Origin of the sequence: Planobispora longispora, assembly GCF_016863135.1 — a bacterium.
Lineage (GTDB): Bacteria > Actinomycetota > Actinomycetes > Streptosporangiales > Streptosporangiaceae > Planobispora > Planobispora longispora.
In genome coordinates, this window is record NZ_BOOH01000014.1 from 89293 (window position 1) to 103577 (window position 14285).

A 14285-nucleotide genomic window follows, 5' to 3' on the forward strand; every position below is an offset into this window, starting at 1 on the left:
GCCGCCGGACTGCCCCCCGCCTCTTCGCCGGCGCGGCCGTACCCGGTCAGTCGCGGGGGATGGCCTCGATGGTCTCCATGTGCCTCTCGCCCCAGTCGCCGAGGGGAATGAGCGCGGTGTTGAGGGATTGGCCGAACTCGGTCAGCGAGTACTCCACCTTCGGCGGGACCTGGTGGTAGACCTCACGGTGCACCAGGCCGTACGTCTCCATCTCCCGGAGCTGCTGGATCAGCATCTTCTCGCTGATTCCCGACACCGTCCGTCTGAGCTCCCCGAACCGGAGGGGTTCATGGTGGAGCGCCCACAGGATCAGCGCCTTCCACTTCCCGCCCACGACGTCGACGGCGGCGTCGAGCCCGCAGTTGTAGCTTCGCTTCTTCATCCCGCTCTCCATACTTACAAAAAGGTGGGTACCTGAAAAAATAGTAGGTACTTGAGAGAAGTTCAGTAAAGCGTGAACATCGACATGCCCGGCCGATCTCCCGGTCCGGGCCGCCCGCACGTCGATGCGGCGCGACTGAACCGAACTGGAGCGTGGAATGGCTGACAGCGACCGCTCACCGGTGAGCGTCATCGGGCTGGGGGCGATGGGCCGGGCGCTGGCGGGGGCCCTCCTGGACCGCGGGCACCCGACGACCGTGTGGAACCGTACGGCGGGCAGGGCCGGAGAGCTCGCGGCCCGGGGCGCGACGGTGGCCGCCACCGCCGCCGAGGCGGTCGCCGCGAGCCCGGTCACGGTGATCTGCGTGCTGGACTACGAGGCGGTGCGCGAGACCCTCGACCCGGTGGCCGGGACTCTGACGGGCCGGACGCTGGTGAACCTCACCAACGGCACGCCCGAGCAGGCCCGCACGACGGCCGGGTGGGCGGCCGGGCACGGCGTGGACTACGTGGACGGCGGCATCATGGCCGTGCCCCCGATGATCGGCCAGGACGGGGCGCTGATCCTCTACAGCGGGTCGCAGGAGGCCTTCACCGCCCACGAGCGGACCCTCGGCGCCCTGGGCACCGCCACCTACCTGGGCGAGGACGCCGGTCGGGCATCGCTGTACGACCTGGCGCTGCTCAGCGCGATGTACGGGATGTTCGGCGGGTTCTTCCACGCCGTCGCCATGACCGGCTCGGAGAAGGTCCCGGCGGCGGAGTTCACGCCCCTGGTGGTCGCGTGGCTCAACGCCATGATCGCCGGCCTTCCCGCCATGGCGGCGGCGCTCGACTCCGGCGACCACTCGGCCGACGACTCGAACGTGGAGATGCAGGCGGCGAGCTACGTCAACCTGCTGGACGCCAGCAGGGCGCAGGGGGTCAGCACCGAGCTGGTGGAGCCCATGGGGGCGCTGCTCAGGCGGGCCGTCGCCGCCGGCCGGGGCGCCGGCGCCGTCTCGAGCCTGATCGACCTTCTGCACACGGACCACGCCGGGAACTGAGGCCCCGCGACCGGGCGCCCCCTCCCGACCTGACGACTTCCCCGGCCGAACGGCCTCTCCTGGCCGGACGGCTCCGGCCATCCGGACGACCTCTTTGGAGTAAGCACATGACTGACGGCGACCGCTCACCGGTGACGGTTCTCGGCTTGGGCCCGATGGGCCGGGCGCTGGCCGGCGCGTTCCTGCGCGACGGCCACCCCACCACCGTGTGGAACCGTACGGCGTCCAAGGCCGACGCCCTCGTCGCCCAGGGCGCCGCCCGCGCGCTCACCGCCGCGGACGCGATCGCGGCGAGCCCGCTGGTGATCGCCTGCGTGATCGACTACGACGCCGTGCACACGATCGTCGAGCCCGCCGCCGACGCGCTCAAGGGACGGACCCTGGTGAACCTCACCGCGGACTCGCCCGAGCGCGCCCGCCGTACGGCCGCCTGGGCCGACGACCACGGCATCGGCTACCTCGACGGCGCGATCATGTCCCCGACCGAGACCATCGGGGGTCCCTCGGCCGTCGTCCTGTACAGCGGCCCGGAGGACCTCTACCGCGAGCACCGGCCGACGCTGGCGAGCCTGGGCGGCACCGCCGCCCACCTCGGCTCCGACCCGGGCCGGGCGGCCGCGTACGACGTGGCCCTGCTCGACCTGTTCTGGACGTCCATGAGCGGCCTCGTGCACGCCTTCGCCCTGGCCGGGGCCGAGGGCGTCACGGCCGCCGAGCTCGCCCCGTTCGCCCGGGGGATCAGTGATCTGATGCCGGGCGTCATCGACGAGTTCGCGCGGCACATCGACGACGGCGTCCACCCGGGCGACGCGTCCACCATCGCCTCGGCCCTGGCGAGCATGGAGCACATCGCCCACGTCTCCCACGCCCGCGGCCTGGACACCGGGGTGATGGACGCCGCCCGGGCCGCCGCCCGGCGCGCGGTCGAGGCCGGGCACGGCGGGGACAGCTTCTCCCGCCTGGCCGAGACCCTCGCGGGCCCCTCCGCGGCTCCGGTCTCCCGGGGCTGACCACCCGGCCGCGTCCATCCGCCGCCGGACGGCGGGGGAGCCGCACCCCTCACGACGACCGGGCGAGCCGGAATCCGAGGTCGTCGATGCGGAAGGACGGGTGGCTCTTACGGCGGCACGACGCCCGGCATCCCCTCGGGTGGTCGTGCACGCCTCCGCCGCGGAACACCCGGTACGGGCCGTAGACCTCGGGGTCGTAGACGTCCCAGCACCACTCCCACACGTTGCCGATCATGTCGTGGAGGCCCCACGCGTTCGGCGCCCTGGTGCCGACGTCGCGCGCCTCGCCGCCGGAGTTCCCGCGGTGCCAGGCGATCTCGTCCAGCTCTCCGTAACGGTCGCCCGGGGTCCCGGCCCGGCACGCGTACTCCCACTCGGCCTCGGACGGCAGGCGGTAGCCGTCGGCCTCCCGGTCCCAGACCACGTCGTGCCCGTCGGGGTCGTCGCCCGTCGAGTAACAGGGGTCGAGCCCCGCCTCCTGCGAGAGCAGATTGCAGAACCGCACGGCGTCCTTCCAGGAGACGTCGGTCACCGGCGTCCGCGGCCCGGCCGGGCTCTCGGGCGCCTGTCCGCGGACGGCGCCGTACAGCTCGCGGGTCACGGGACACGACGCCAGCCGGAAGGCCCTCACCTCAGCCTTCCAGACCCTCTTCGTGCCCTCGTCCCGCAGGAAGATCACTCCGGCGGGGATCTCGATCATGTGCTCGGCGGCCGTCCGGCCCGGCGTCGTCTCAGGGTTCATCGGAGTCCCCATCCTAGATCTCCACGATCTCCGCATGCCGGCGCCGCCGACCGGTGTGCGGCCCCCGCCCGGGAAACGGGTGCGACCGCCGACGGAAGACGAGAAATTCCGTGATTGCTTGTTCACCGATCGGCGATTTGAAATTTATTTGCATTTGATATGATGGCGACGAATAGGCTGAAAATGCATTTAGCATCATCGTTCCAGGCACCGTGAAATGCCATGAAAGGAACGACGATCCATGCATGAAGCGCAGCCGAGCCAGACCGCGGTCATGGCGGCGGCCGCCCGCGCGGCCCACCTCGTGGTGGACCGCGAGCCCTTCATCTTCCGCGACACCGTCGCCGCACCCCTCCTCGGCGCGCTCGCCGAGGAGATCATCGGCTATCACCGGGTACACGGCGACCATCTCATCCTGTCCGGCGTCCGCGCGCAGGTGACGGCGCGCAGCCACTACACCGAGCGCCGCCTGGCCGAGCTGGCCCGCGACGGCGTGGAGCAGTACGTGATACTCGGCGCGGGCCTCGACACCTTCGCCCTCCGCCCCCGGCCGACCCGCCGGATCAGGGTCTTCGAGGTGGACCATCCCGCCACGCAGCGGTGGAAACGCGAACTGCTCACCGCCGCGGGCATCTCCCGCCCGGACGGCCTGACCTTCGTACCCGTGGACTTCGAGACCGACGACCTCGTGTCCAGCCTGTCCGCCGCCGGGTTCGACCCGTCCGGACCGGCCCTGGTGAGCTGGCTCGGGGTGTCCATGTACCTCACGCGCGACGCGATCGACGCCACGCTGGCCGCCCTCGGCCGCTCCGCCCCCGGCACGGAGCTGATCATGGAGTACGCCCTGCCTCCCGGCCTCCGCGACGAGCGGAGCAGCGCCTACGCGGACTTCGCCCTCCCCGCCGCCGCCGAGCGGGGCGAGCCCTGGCTGACCTTCTTCGCTCCCGAGGACCTGTCGGCCGTACTGAAGCGGCACGGTCTTGAGACGGCCGGGCACGTACGGCAGGCGGACAGCCTCGATCCCGCACTGTGGCGCCGCTCCGACCCCCTGCGCCCCACCGACCTGTGCCGCCTGGCCCGCGCGGTCGTCCCCGCCCGCTGACCCCGGGGACACCGTCCCGCGTGCTCACGTCCCGACGACGATTCCCACGATCATCACGGCGCCGAAGGCCGCCAGCACCACGCCTGTCCAGATGATCGCCTTCCTGGAGCGCGTCACGAGCGCGGTGAGGAACGCGACGAGGGCGAACGTGAGCGGTAACGCACTGACCGGCAGGATCGCCCGCCACACGCCCCGCGCCCCCGAGGGCAGCACCCGGTCCCCCTCGGGAGTGAGCACGGCCGGGAAGACCTCGCCCACCTCCACCTCCGGGACGGTGTCGATGACGACCGGTTCCCTCGACCGGTCATCGAACACGAAACGGGCCTCACAGTCGTAGTTCGTGCGCCTCGACCGTCCCGACCCCACGGTGTAGGCCTCGCAGGACACGACGGTCGCGGTCCCGGTCACGCCCGCGTCGTCGAGCACCGTCTTCGTCTCCGACGCGGTCACGTCGACGACCGCGACCAGCACCCAGACCAGCAGGCCCAGCGGGATGACCAGGCACAGCACCACCCCGATGTTCGTTCCGAGCTCGGAACGCCTCGACTCCGCAGCGGGCGCCCGATCCGGCGCGCCGGCCTTCCCGGGCCGGTCCCGCCGCCCGTGCACGGCGGTCTTCCCGGACGGACGGCCGGCGGCGTCCCCCTTCGGGGACCGGGTCGGCGTCGCGTTCTTCGTCTTCTTCCTCGCGCGGGTCACGCCGCCCACTCTGGAGCCCGGCGCTTGAAGGCCACATGTGACCGACTGGCAGGCGCGCTCCCCGTACGGCAGGGCGCGGTCCTCACCCGGCCCGGCGGCGGGAAGCCTGACGGCGGAAGGTCCGGCGCGCTGTGCCGCCCGACGGCGGGAAGCTCGGAGCACTGTGCCGCCGGGCGGCTCGCGGGTATATTCGGTATCGGGCGCCGTCCCGCGCCCAACTCCCACCTCCGGTGCTCACGCCACCGGCCGAGCGGGGGCAAAGGGGGCGCGAGCCCTCGGGACGCCGGTCATGTCATGCCCTTTCCGGCGGGGTCTCGTGAGCGTGAGTCGCGGGTCGCCGCCGTGAACGAGGAGCAGACGTTGACTGCGCGACGATCTTCCAAACGACTCGTCCGGATGCGCACGGCCAAGACGGACGAGAGTCACACCACAACACGCGCCGTACTCCTGTCGGCCCACCGGCCGGACGGTCCCGGCCCGGACGGTCCCGGTTCCGGCACGGCCCCGGACGGCTCGGGCCCGGACGGCTCGGGCCCCGGCGCGGCCCCCGTACGGGAGGAGCGGTGGTGGCGTGAGCGCCTGACCGCGCTCGCGTCGGCGCCGGAGGGCGGTGGCGTCGATGCCTGAGTCCGTCCTCCTCATCGTCCCCGTCATGACCGTCGTGGCGTTCGTTCTGGGCGGTCTCTACTACGCCGTCCTGGGCGACCGGCTGACGGCGGCGCGTACGGCGGCCACCGCCGGCCGGACCACCACCGGCCCGGCCACCACCGATCCGACCGCCGCCCCGGCGACCGCTCCACCGGTGAAGGCTCCACCGTGGACGTTCGCGGCCGAGGCCGGACGCTGCCTCGTGCTGGCCGGGGTGGTGACCGGCCTGGCCGTACAGGCCGGGATCGACACCTGGCCCGGCGGCCTGGCCCTGGGGCTGGTCCTGTGGATCGGCTTCCCGGCCGTCCTGTGGACCGGCGCCATCGTCCACGAGAACACCCCGTGGCGCCTCGCGGTGATCCACGCCGGAGACTGGCTGGTGAAACTGCTGGTGCTCGGCACGATCGCCGGCGTCTGGCTGTAGTCCCGTCGTCTCGCCGGGCACCCGGCGACCCGCGGGCCCGGGGGTCCGCGGGCCCGGGGGTCCGGGGAGCGGGGTTGAGTCTCCCGTAAGGGGAGGCGCGAGGGTGGGGGCATGAACGGCGACACGCTCTACTCGATCGGCGAGCTGGCCCGGCGGACCGGGCTGACGGTGAAGGCCGTCCGGTTCTACTCCGACCGCGGGATCGTGCCGCCGACCGACCGCAGTCCGGCCGGCTACCGCCGCTACGACGCCGAGGCCGTGGCACGCCTGGAACTCGTGCGGACACTGCGCGCTCTGGGCCTGGACCTCCCCACCGTCCGGAAGGTCCTGGACCGGGAGGTCTCGCTCGCCGAGGTCGCCGCGGCGCACGCCGCGGCGCTGACGGTGCAGATCCGCACGCTGAACCTGCGGCGCGCGGTGCTGACGGCGGTGGCCGGGCGCGACCCCACCCCTGAGGAGATGGATCTCATGCACAAGCTGGTCGGGCTCTCCGAGGACGAACGCCGGCGCCTGGTCGCCGACTTCCTCGACGCCGTCTTCGGCGACCTGGACGCCGGTCCCGGACTCGGGGGGCTCGGGGGGGTCGCCCGCTCGATGACCCCTGAGCTGCCCGACGACCCCGGGACCGAGCAGGTCGAGGCGTGGGTGGAGCTGGCCGGGCTGTCCCAGGACCCGGATTTCCGCGCCGTCATGCGGCGCGTGGTCGAGCAGTACGCGGACGACCGGGCGCGGGGCGACGGCGACGCCCTGCGCCGCGACCCCGTCGCGGCGGTCCGTGAACAGGTCGGCCCGGTCCTGGCGGCCGGCGTCGACCCGTCCTCCTCCCAGGCCGATCCGGTCGTCGAGGCGGTCATGGCCCGGTACGCGCACGACTGCGGCCATCCCGACGACGCCGCCCTCCGCCGCCGGCTGCTGACCCGGCTGGAGACCGCGAACGATCCCCGCAGGGAGCGGTATCTCCGCAGCCTCGCGGTGATCAACGACTGGCCGGCCCCGGAGAGCCTGACCCCGGTGCTCGACTGGACCATCCGGGCCCTGCGCGCCCGGATGCCGGAGTGACCCGGCGGCCGGGACACGGGTGGATCGACCGGTTCACCGGCTGTCGCGGGACTCCTCCAGCGCCGGGTAGTCGGTGTAGCCGCGCCGGTCGCCGCCGTAGAAGGTGGCGGGATCGGCGTCGTTGAACGGCCCGCCCGCACGGATCCGCTCGGGCAGGTCCGGGTTGGCCAGCCAGAGCCGGGCGTGGGAGATCGCGTCGGCCAGGCCCTCGCGCAGCGCGGCCGTTCCCGCCTCGACGGACGTGTGCGGGGCGGCGTCCGGCGCGGTGACCGGGTTGAGGACGAGCACGCCGGGCCACGCGGCCCGGACCAGTTCGGTGATCTCCCGCGGGCCCGTCTCCATCACGTGCAGGTAGGCCGGGCCGTACGGCGCCAGGGCCCGCGCCAGCGCGGGATAGACCTCCCCGGGGTCGCTCTCGGTGATGCCGTTGCCGGTGTTCGCCGGTGAGATCCGCAGGCCCACGCGGTCGGGCCCGATCGCGTGGGCCACGGCGGCGGTGACCTCCACGGCGAAGCGGATCCGGTTCTCGGCCGGGCCGCCGTAGGCGTCGGTGCGCCGGTTGCTCCCGTCGGCGAGGAACTGCTGGATCAGGTAGCCGTTGGCGCCGTGCAACTCCACCCCGTCGAACCCGGCCTCGATCGCGTTGCGCGCCGCGGCCGCGTGGTCCTCGATGGTCCGGCTGATGTCGGCGAGCGTCATCTCCCGGGGAACCGGGTGGTCGACCAGCCCCTCGCCGGTGAACAGCTTCTCCCCCGAGGCGATCGGCGAGGGACCGAGCGGGAGCGCGCCGTCCGGGTAGAGGGACGGGTGCCCGACCCGGCCGGTGTGCATGATCTGCAGGAAGATCCTGCCGCCCTTCGCGTGCACGGCGTCCGTCACCGCCCGCCAGGCCTCGATCTGCTCGGGGGAGTGGATGCCCGGAGTATGGATGTACCCCTGGCCGATCACGTTCGGCTGGGTGCCCTCGGTGACGATCAGGCCGGCGCCCGCGCGCTGCGCGTAGTACTCGGCGGTCAGCTCGGTCACCCGCCCGCCGTACGCCCTGCTGCGGGTCATCGGGGCCATCACGAGACGGCTGGGCAGGTCCAGCTTGCCGACGGTCAGCGGCTCGAACAACTCGCTCACTTCATGCCTCCTGTGGTGTTCCGGCAGGTCATGAAGGTACGAGCGGGAAGCTACCGGGCGAATCCGTAATCTTTCGGTACTGAACCACGTACCTTTGATCCGTGTTGTACGGGCGGACCACCGAACTGGCGGCGATCACCAAGCTGATCGCGGAGGCGCGGGAGCACCGCCGCAGCGGTGCGCTGGTCATCCTGGGCGAGGCGGGCATCGGCAAGTCGGCGCTGCTCGAACACGTGGCGGACATGTCCGCGGACATGCGGGACGGCACGCCGGAGAACACGCCGGCGGGCGTGCGGGCGGAGACGCGGGACGGCATGCGCGTCCTGCGGGCCACCGGCGTCCAGGCCGAGTCGACCCTGGCCTTCGCCGGACTCCACCAGCTCCTCTGGCCGGTGCGCGACCGCCTCGACCGGCTGCCCCCGTCCCAGGCCGGGGCCTTGCACGAGGCGTTCGGCTCGGGCGCCGCCCGCGGGCACGACCTGTTCCTCATCGGGCTGGCCGTCCTGACGCTCCTGGCGGACCTCGCCGAGGACGGCCCGGTGCTCTGCCTGATCGACGACGCCCACTGGCTCGACAGGGCCACCGCCGAGACCCTGCCGTTCGTCGCCCGCCGCCTCGCCGCCGAGGGGGTGGTCGTGATCTTCGCGGCGCGCGATGACGAGGCATTCCCCGCCTCCGGCCTGCCTGAGATCACGCTCTCCCGGCTGGGCCCCGAGGACGCCCGCATGCTCATCGACGAGCGGGGCGGGCGGTCCCTGCCGCCCGCCGTACGCGACCGGATCATCGCCGAGTCCGCGGGGAACCCGCTCGCCCTCATCGAGTTCGGCGCGGCCCAGCGCGAGGAGCCGCGGACCCTGGGCCGGCTGCCGGTGACCGACCGGGTGCTGGCCTCCTTCCAGGGCAGGATCGGCCGCCTCTCCGAGCGCGCCCGGCTCATGCTGCTGATCCTGGCCGCCGAGGCCCGCGGTCACCTGCCCAGCGTCCTGGGCGCGGCCGCGGTCATGGGCGTCGGCCTGGAAGACCTCGGGGAGGCCGAGCGGGCCGGGCTGGTACGGATCTCCGGCCGGGTCACGGACACCGCCGCCGTCTTCCGGCACCCGCTGATCCTCGCCGCCGCCTACCAGGGGGCGCCGCTCGCGCGGAGGGTGGCGGTGCACGAGGCGCTCGCCGCGGCCGCCACCGACCCCGACTGCCGGGCCCGCCACCGGGCCGCCGCGGCGACGGCCCCCGACGAGAGCGTCGCCGCGGAGCTGGAGGGGGCCGCGCTCCGGGCCCGGGCCAAGTGCGGCCTCGCCGAGGCCGCCAGGCTGTACGAGCTGTCGGCCGAGCTCACCCCCGCCCCAGCGGCCCGGTCCCGGCGGCTGGGCGACGCGGCGGAGCTGGCCCTGCGCGCCGGGGACATGCGCCGCGCCGCCGAACTGGCCGGACGGGCCACGGCCCTGAGCCGGGACCCGGCGGAACGGGCCCGGCTGGCGCTGGTGAACGCGACGGTCGAGTTCGAGCAGGGTGACCCGCTCGCGGCCGCCCGTCTCCTCCTCGACCACGCCGATCAGGCGGGGCGGGAATCCCCGGACGGCGCGCAGGCCATGGCGCGCACCGCCGCCACCTACGCCTGGTTCGCGGGCGACGCCCCGTCGGTCCAGGCGGCGTCCGTCCTGTCCCCCGCCGACCCCCTGGTCCAGGGGCTGGCCCGCCTGGTGGACGACGACTACGCGGCCGGGCTGCCGCTCCTGGCCGAGCTGATGGCCCGGGACGACACGGACTGGATGCACCGCGTCCACGCCGCCGTGATCCTCGGCGCCGACGACGTCGCCCAGGAGCTCGCCGCCGCCGAGGCGGCGCGCTGCCGCAGGCTGGGGCTGGCGGGCCGGCTCCCCCGGGTCCTGCACCAGCTCGCGCAGGCCCAGCTCCTCAACGGCCTGCGCCGCGACGCCGAGGCCACCGCCGCCGAGGGGATCGCGATCGCCGCCGACACCGGGCAGCACCGGCGCATCGGCCGGATCAACACCACGCTGTCCAGGATCTCCGCGATGGAGGGGGACGAGGCGCGCCTGCGCGAGCTCACCGAGAACCGCCCCGACGCCGGGGGCGTGCCCGCCGACTGCGGGCTGAGCCTCCTCGACCTCGGCCTGGGCCGCTACCGGCCGTCCCTCGAACGGCTGGAGCGCGCCTGGCTCGGCCCCGGCCGCCACACCACGGTCCTGATGACCTCCGCTCCCGACCAGGTCGAGGCCGCCGTACGGCTCGGCGAGCCCGAACGCGCCGCGCGACCGCTGGCCAGGTTCCGGGAATGGGCGCGGGCGGGCGGCAGGCCGTGGGCGCGGGCCGTGGCGCTGCGCTGCCAGGCCCTCGTGGAAGACGACGGCGACCTTTACGCGCGGGCCGTACAACTGCACGAGCAAGGGGGCAGGCCGTTCGAGAGGGCGCGCACCGAGCTGCTGTACGGGGAGTGGCTGCGGCGGGCCAGGCGGCGCAGCGAGGCCAGGATCCCGCTGCACTCGGCGCTGCGCGCCTTCGAGCGGCTGGGCGCGACGTCCTGGACCGAGCGCGTCCGCGCCGAGCTGAAGGCCACCGGGGAGTCGGTCACGCCCGCCGGGACCGCCGCCGCCGACCTGCTCGACCGCCTCACGCCGCAGGAGCTCCAGGTCGTACGGCTGGCCGTGGAGGGCCACAGCAGCCGGGAGATCGCCGCCCAGCTCTTCCTCAGTCCCAGGACCGTCGAGTACCACCTCTACAAGGCCTATCCGAAGCTGGGCGTATCCTCCCGCAGGGAACTGGCCCTGCTCCGTCCCCGCCTCGTGCCCGCGTAGGGAGCGGCGGGCGCGCGGAAGCGGGCGGACGAGAACGGGGAAGCGGGCGGACGAGAACGGGGATCATCAGGGATTGTTCGTGCGGATGCGCGGGCCGGTCTGGTAGACCGGATACGACAGGTTTCGCGCTTCGATCCCAGTGAATGCTTTTAACAAATCCCCCAAAAGCCCGGAAATAAGGATAAATCCCCATGAGGCGATGGGCTGCCCTGGCGATCACCGTGCTGATCGCATCCGTACCGGTCGCCGCGGGTCCCGCCACCGCGCAGACGGGGCCCCCCGATCCGGCGCACGCGATCAAGCGGCAGCTCCGGAGCGAGCACGGCGTCCGGATCTCCGAGACCAACCGCTACTTCTTCGGCAGGAAGTCGGCGGTCTCCGGGAGCGGGACCCGGATCAACGGCAGGCTCCAGCTCGCCCCGTCGGGTCCGGCGGCCGCGGACTTCACCTGGCGGACCCTTCCCCCGCCGGGCGGCAAGGGGCTCCCGTCCAAGAAGTCCGAGTCCTACCGCGTGATCCGCGTCGGCGCAGACGTGTACGACGACAGCGACCAGTACCCCGGGCCGGTTCCGGACGGCAAGAAGTGGATCAGGTTCCCGAACCACCACAGGGGAGCCGCCGCCCGGGACATGGCCCGGGACGCCAGCCAGCAGCCGATCGACGTGTACACCCCGTCCGTGCTGAAGGCCGTGCTGAAGTGCTCGACCGGCAAGCCCGTCCCCGGCGGCTTCCTCTACCGGGGCTCCATGAGCTACCAGGAGATGAGGAAGATCTCCGGAGGCGCCTTCATCAGCTGGGCCTCGGGCCGGCCCGTCGGCAGCAAGAGCAAGGGAAAAGTCTCCTGGCAGCTCTGGACCGGTCGTGACGGCCTGCTCAAGCGCCTCATCACCGCCGACACCGTGGGAGAGGGCAGAGATCCGCTGGTCAAGCGGAGCGACACGCGCTACACCGGCTGGGGATTCCGTCTCGTCATCGCCGCCCCGCCCGCCGACGAGGTCATCGACGAAGCCGACCTGCTGGAGTACGTCCGCGAGCTGAACGAGCCCATCCCGCCGGACGCCGGCAACACGTAGCCGACCGGCCGGCGTGAAACTTTCACCGTTTGTTGACGGATAGAGGGCGACCGCCCATGATCATGGTGCCTCGGTCAGGGGGGCGTCGAGTGAATACCGCTATCCGTTGCGAGGTGCGCCGATGCCACGATCTCCGTTACGGGCCGCGTCCGCCGTCCTGCTGACACTGGCCGTTCTGAACGTCCCCGCCGCGTACGCCGAGGAGGTCGCCCCGGTCGGGGTGACCGTCAACGCCCGCGCCGCGCTCGCCCCCGTCCCCGAGACCGGCATCGGCACCAACCATGCCATCTGGGACAGCAATCTGGGCACCGACGCGACCGCCGACCTCCTCAAGGACGCGGGCATGAAGCTGCTGCGCTACCCCGGCGGCTCGTACTCCGACATCTACCACTGGGCCGACCACACCGCCCCCGGCGGCTACGTGGCGCCCGACACCGACTTCGACGCCTTCATGCGCGGCGTACGGCGCACCGGGGCGCAGCCGATGGTGACCGCCAACTACGGCACCGGCACGGCGGAGGAGGCCGCGGCCTGGGTGCGGCACGCCAACGTCACCAAGGGCTACGGCGTCAAGTACTGGGAGATCGGAAACGAGAACTACGGCAACGGCCACTACGGCACCGCCTGGGAGGCGGACGACCACGCTGACAAGAGCCCGGCCGAGTACGCGCGCCACGTCGTGGCCTACTCCGACGCGATGAAGGCCGTCGACCCGACCATCAAGATCGGCGCGGTGCTGACCACCCCGGCCAACTGGCCCGACGGGATAGTCGCCGGGGACGACGCCGGAAGCTGGAACGAGGTCGTCCTGTCCACCGCCGGACAGAAGATCGACTTCGTGATCCTGCACTGGTACCCCGGCGCCCTGGACAAGACCGCGCACATCCCCGAAATGATCCACCTCGTCCGCCGGCAGATCGCCGAGCACACCGGGGCCCGCTCCGAGCGGGTCGGCATCGCGATGACCGAGTTCAACACCGGCAGCAGCAGCAACGGCACGAACACCCAGCCCGGCGCGCTGGCCGCCGCCGACGCCTACGCGACGCTGCTGGCCAACGGGGTGTTCACCGTCGACTGGTGGAACGTCCACAACGGCATCGGCAACGTCACGCAGGTCGAGGGACACACCGACTACGGCGACTTCGGCCTGCTGTCGAGCGGGACGTGCACCTCCGACGGCGGCGTCTGCGAACCGCCGCTGAACACGCCCTTCGCGCCGTACTACGCGCTGCAGATGGTGAGCGAGTTCGCCCGCCCCGGCGACCGGTTCGTCCGGGCCGCGACCGACCAGGCGAAGGTCACCGCGCACGCCGTACGCCGCGCGAACGGCGATCTGGCCGTCCTGCTGATCAACACGTCGTCCGACGCCTCCTACCCCGTCGAGATCGACTACTCCGGCTTCAGCCCGGCGTCCGGAGCGCCCACCGTGCTGACCCACACCAACGGCGCCACGAGCATCACCCGTTCGGCCACGGGCAGCGCGACCGGCCGGACGCTGCCGCCCCTCTCCCTGACCACGATCGTCCTGCGTCCCGCCTCCGCTCCGGCGGGACTGCCGGGCGCGCCGGGACAGCCGAGCGCCTCGGACGTGACGGACAAGAACGCCACGATCTCCTGGCCCGCCGCCCCCGCCGGGGCGCGCCCGATCGTGAAGTACGAGGTCTACCGCCAGAACGGAGCCGTCAGCGAGCAGATCGGCGAGACCACCGGCACCTCTCTCACCGCGACCAACCTGAAGCCGGGCACCCGCCACACGGTCAACGTGATCGCGCGGGACGGCGGCGGCGGCGTCTCCGCGCCCTCCGCGCCGCTGACGTTCACGACCGGCACCCCCGCCTCCAGTTCCTGCTCGGTACGGCTGACCAAGCAGACCGACTGGGCCAGCGGCTACGTCGGCGCCATCGACATCACCAACCACGGTGCGCCGGTCAACGGCTGGACCCTGACCTTCGGCTGGCCCACGACCTGGCAGAGTCTGGGCAGCGGCTGGAGCGCCGTCTGGACGCAGAACGGGCGGGAGGTCAAGGTCGTCAACGAGCCCGGCAACGGCTCGCTGGCCACCGGCGCGACGGCCACGATCGGCTTCGTCGGCAACTACAGCGGCCCGAACGTGCTGCCCGCCGTCTTCACCCTCAACGGGACCGTCTGCACGACCCGGTGACGATC

13 protein-coding genes are annotated in these 14285 nt (G+C 72.8%); 9 read left to right on the plus strand and 4 right to left on the minus strand.

What is annotated here, in order from left to right; translation table 11 throughout:
* Positions 1-46: 46 nt before the first annotated feature.
* Entirely contained in the window at positions 47-382 is a 336-nt protein-coding gene (locus tag Plo01_RS07605; RefSeq protein WP_203889804.1) for a winged helix-turn-helix transcriptional regulator, read from the minus strand.
* A gap of 157 nt (positions 383-539) precedes the next feature.
* Between Plo01_RS07605 and Plo01_RS07610 the strand changes: the two genes are divergently transcribed.
* On the plus strand, positions 540-1427 hold the full coding sequence (locus tag Plo01_RS07610; RefSeq protein ID WP_203889805.1) for an NAD(P)-dependent oxidoreductase: 888 nt from the start codon (positions 540-542) through the stop codon (positions 1425-1427).
* Positions 1428-1534: 107 nt separating this feature from the next.
* On the plus strand, positions 1535-2437 hold the full coding sequence (locus Plo01_RS07615) for an NAD(P)-dependent oxidoreductase (protein WP_203889806.1): 903 nt from the start codon (positions 1535-1537) through the stop codon (positions 2435-2437).
* 49 nt (positions 2438-2486) lie between these two features.
* On the opposite strand, the gene Plo01_RS07620 is transcribed toward Plo01_RS07615, so the two are convergent.
* Positions 2487-3179, minus strand: coding sequence for a formylglycine-generating enzyme family protein (locus tag Plo01_RS07620; protein ID WP_239315998.1), 693 nt, complete (start codon positions 3177-3179; stop codon positions 2487-2489).
* A gap of 241 nt (positions 3180-3420) precedes the next feature.
* On the opposite strand from Plo01_RS07620, the gene Plo01_RS07625 reads away from it, so the two are divergent.
* Positions 3421-4281 (plus strand): class I SAM-dependent methyltransferase, encoded by an 861-nt coding sequence (locus Plo01_RS07625; protein ID WP_203889807.1) that lies wholly within the window; start codon positions 3421-3423, stop codon positions 4279-4281.
* A 24-nt stretch (positions 4282-4305) separates the two neighbouring features.
* Here the strand turns inward: Plo01_RS07625 and Plo01_RS07630 are convergent, their stop codons facing one another.
* The gene (locus Plo01_RS07630) at positions 4306-4980 is read right to left on the minus strand and encodes a hypothetical protein (RefSeq protein ID WP_203889808.1); all 675 of its coding nucleotides are present in this window, start codon (positions 4978-4980) and stop codon (positions 4306-4308) included.
* A 360-nt stretch (positions 4981-5340) separates the two neighbouring features.
* Between Plo01_RS07630 and Plo01_RS07635 the strand changes: the two genes are divergently transcribed.
* The 3 genes from Plo01_RS07635 (at position 5341) to Plo01_RS07645 (ending at position 7111) form a co-directional block, all read left to right on the plus strand.
* Positions 5341-5607, plus strand: a complete 267-nt coding sequence (locus Plo01_RS07635) for a hypothetical protein (protein WP_203889809.1) — start codon at positions 5341-5343, stop codon at positions 5605-5607.
* Complete coding sequence (locus Plo01_RS07640) at positions 5600-6052, plus strand: DUF1761 domain-containing protein (protein WP_203889810.1); 453 nt, start codon at positions 5600-5602, stop codon at positions 6050-6052. The genes Plo01_RS07635 and Plo01_RS07640 overlap by 8 nt, the downstream gene beginning before the upstream one ends.
* Positions 6053-6163: 111 nt before the next feature.
* Positions 6164-7111, plus strand: a complete 948-nt coding sequence (locus tag Plo01_RS07645; RefSeq protein WP_203889811.1) for a MerR family transcriptional regulator — start codon at positions 6164-6166, stop codon at positions 7109-7111.
* A gap of 33 nt (positions 7112-7144) precedes the next feature.
* On the opposite strand, the gene Plo01_RS07650 is transcribed toward Plo01_RS07645, so the two are convergent.
* Entirely contained in the window at positions 7145-8236 is a 1092-nt protein-coding gene (locus Plo01_RS07650) for an alkene reductase (RefSeq protein WP_203889812.1), read from the minus strand.
* 101 nt (positions 8237-8337) lie between these two features.
* Between Plo01_RS07650 and Plo01_RS07655 the strand changes: the two genes are divergently transcribed.
* From Plo01_RS07655 to Plo01_RS07665, 3 genes are all read left to right on the plus strand, one after another.
* Positions 8338-11046: an ATP-binding protein gene (locus Plo01_RS07655; RefSeq protein ID WP_203889813.1), complete on the plus strand. Its 2709-nt coding sequence runs from the start codon at positions 8338-8340 to the stop codon at positions 11044-11046.
* A 191-nt stretch (positions 11047-11237) separates the two neighbouring features.
* Positions 11238-12119, plus strand: a complete 882-nt coding sequence (locus Plo01_RS07660; protein ID WP_203889814.1) for a hypothetical protein — start codon at positions 11238-11240, stop codon at positions 12117-12119.
* 121 nt (positions 12120-12240) lie between these two features.
* Positions 12241-14280 carry a cellulose binding domain-containing protein gene (locus tag Plo01_RS07665; RefSeq protein WP_203889815.1) on the plus strand — a complete coding sequence of 680 codons (2040 nt, stop codon included), beginning with the start codon at positions 12241-12243 and terminating at the stop codon, positions 14278-14280.
* The last annotated feature ends 5 nt before the right edge of the window (positions 14281-14285 follow it).

Coding starts and splice junctions, on each gene's coding strand:
- Plo01_RS07605 (WP_203889804.1), bottom strand. CDS start 382: ATGAAGAAGCGAAGCTACAACTGCGGGCTCGACGCCGCCGTCGACGTC.
- Plo01_RS07610 (WP_203889805.1), top strand. CDS start 540: ATGGCTGACAGCGACCGCTCACCGGTGAGCGTCATCGGGCTGGGGGCG.
- Plo01_RS07615 (WP_203889806.1), top strand. CDS start 1,535: ATGACTGACGGCGACCGCTCACCGGTGACGGTTCTCGGCTTGGGCCCG.
- Plo01_RS07620 (WP_239315998.1), bottom strand. CDS start 3,179: ATGAACCCTGAGACGACGCCGGGCCGGACGGCCGCCGAGCACATGATC.
- Plo01_RS07625 (WP_203889807.1), top strand. CDS start 3,421: ATGCATGAAGCGCAGCCGAGCCAGACCGCGGTCATGGCGGCGGCCGCC.
- Plo01_RS07640 (WP_203889810.1), top strand. CDS start 5,600: ATGCCTGAGTCCGTCCTCCTCATCGTCCCCGTCATGACCGTCGTGGCG.
- Plo01_RS07645 (WP_203889811.1), top strand. CDS start 6,164: ATGAACGGCGACACGCTCTACTCGATCGGCGAGCTGGCCCGGCGGACC.
- Plo01_RS07660 (WP_203889814.1), top strand. CDS start 11,238: ATGAGGCGATGGGCTGCCCTGGCGATCACCGTGCTGATCGCATCCGTA.
- Plo01_RS07665 (WP_203889815.1), top strand. CDS start 12,241: ATGCCACGATCTCCGTTACGGGCCGCGTCCGCCGTCCTGCTGACACTG.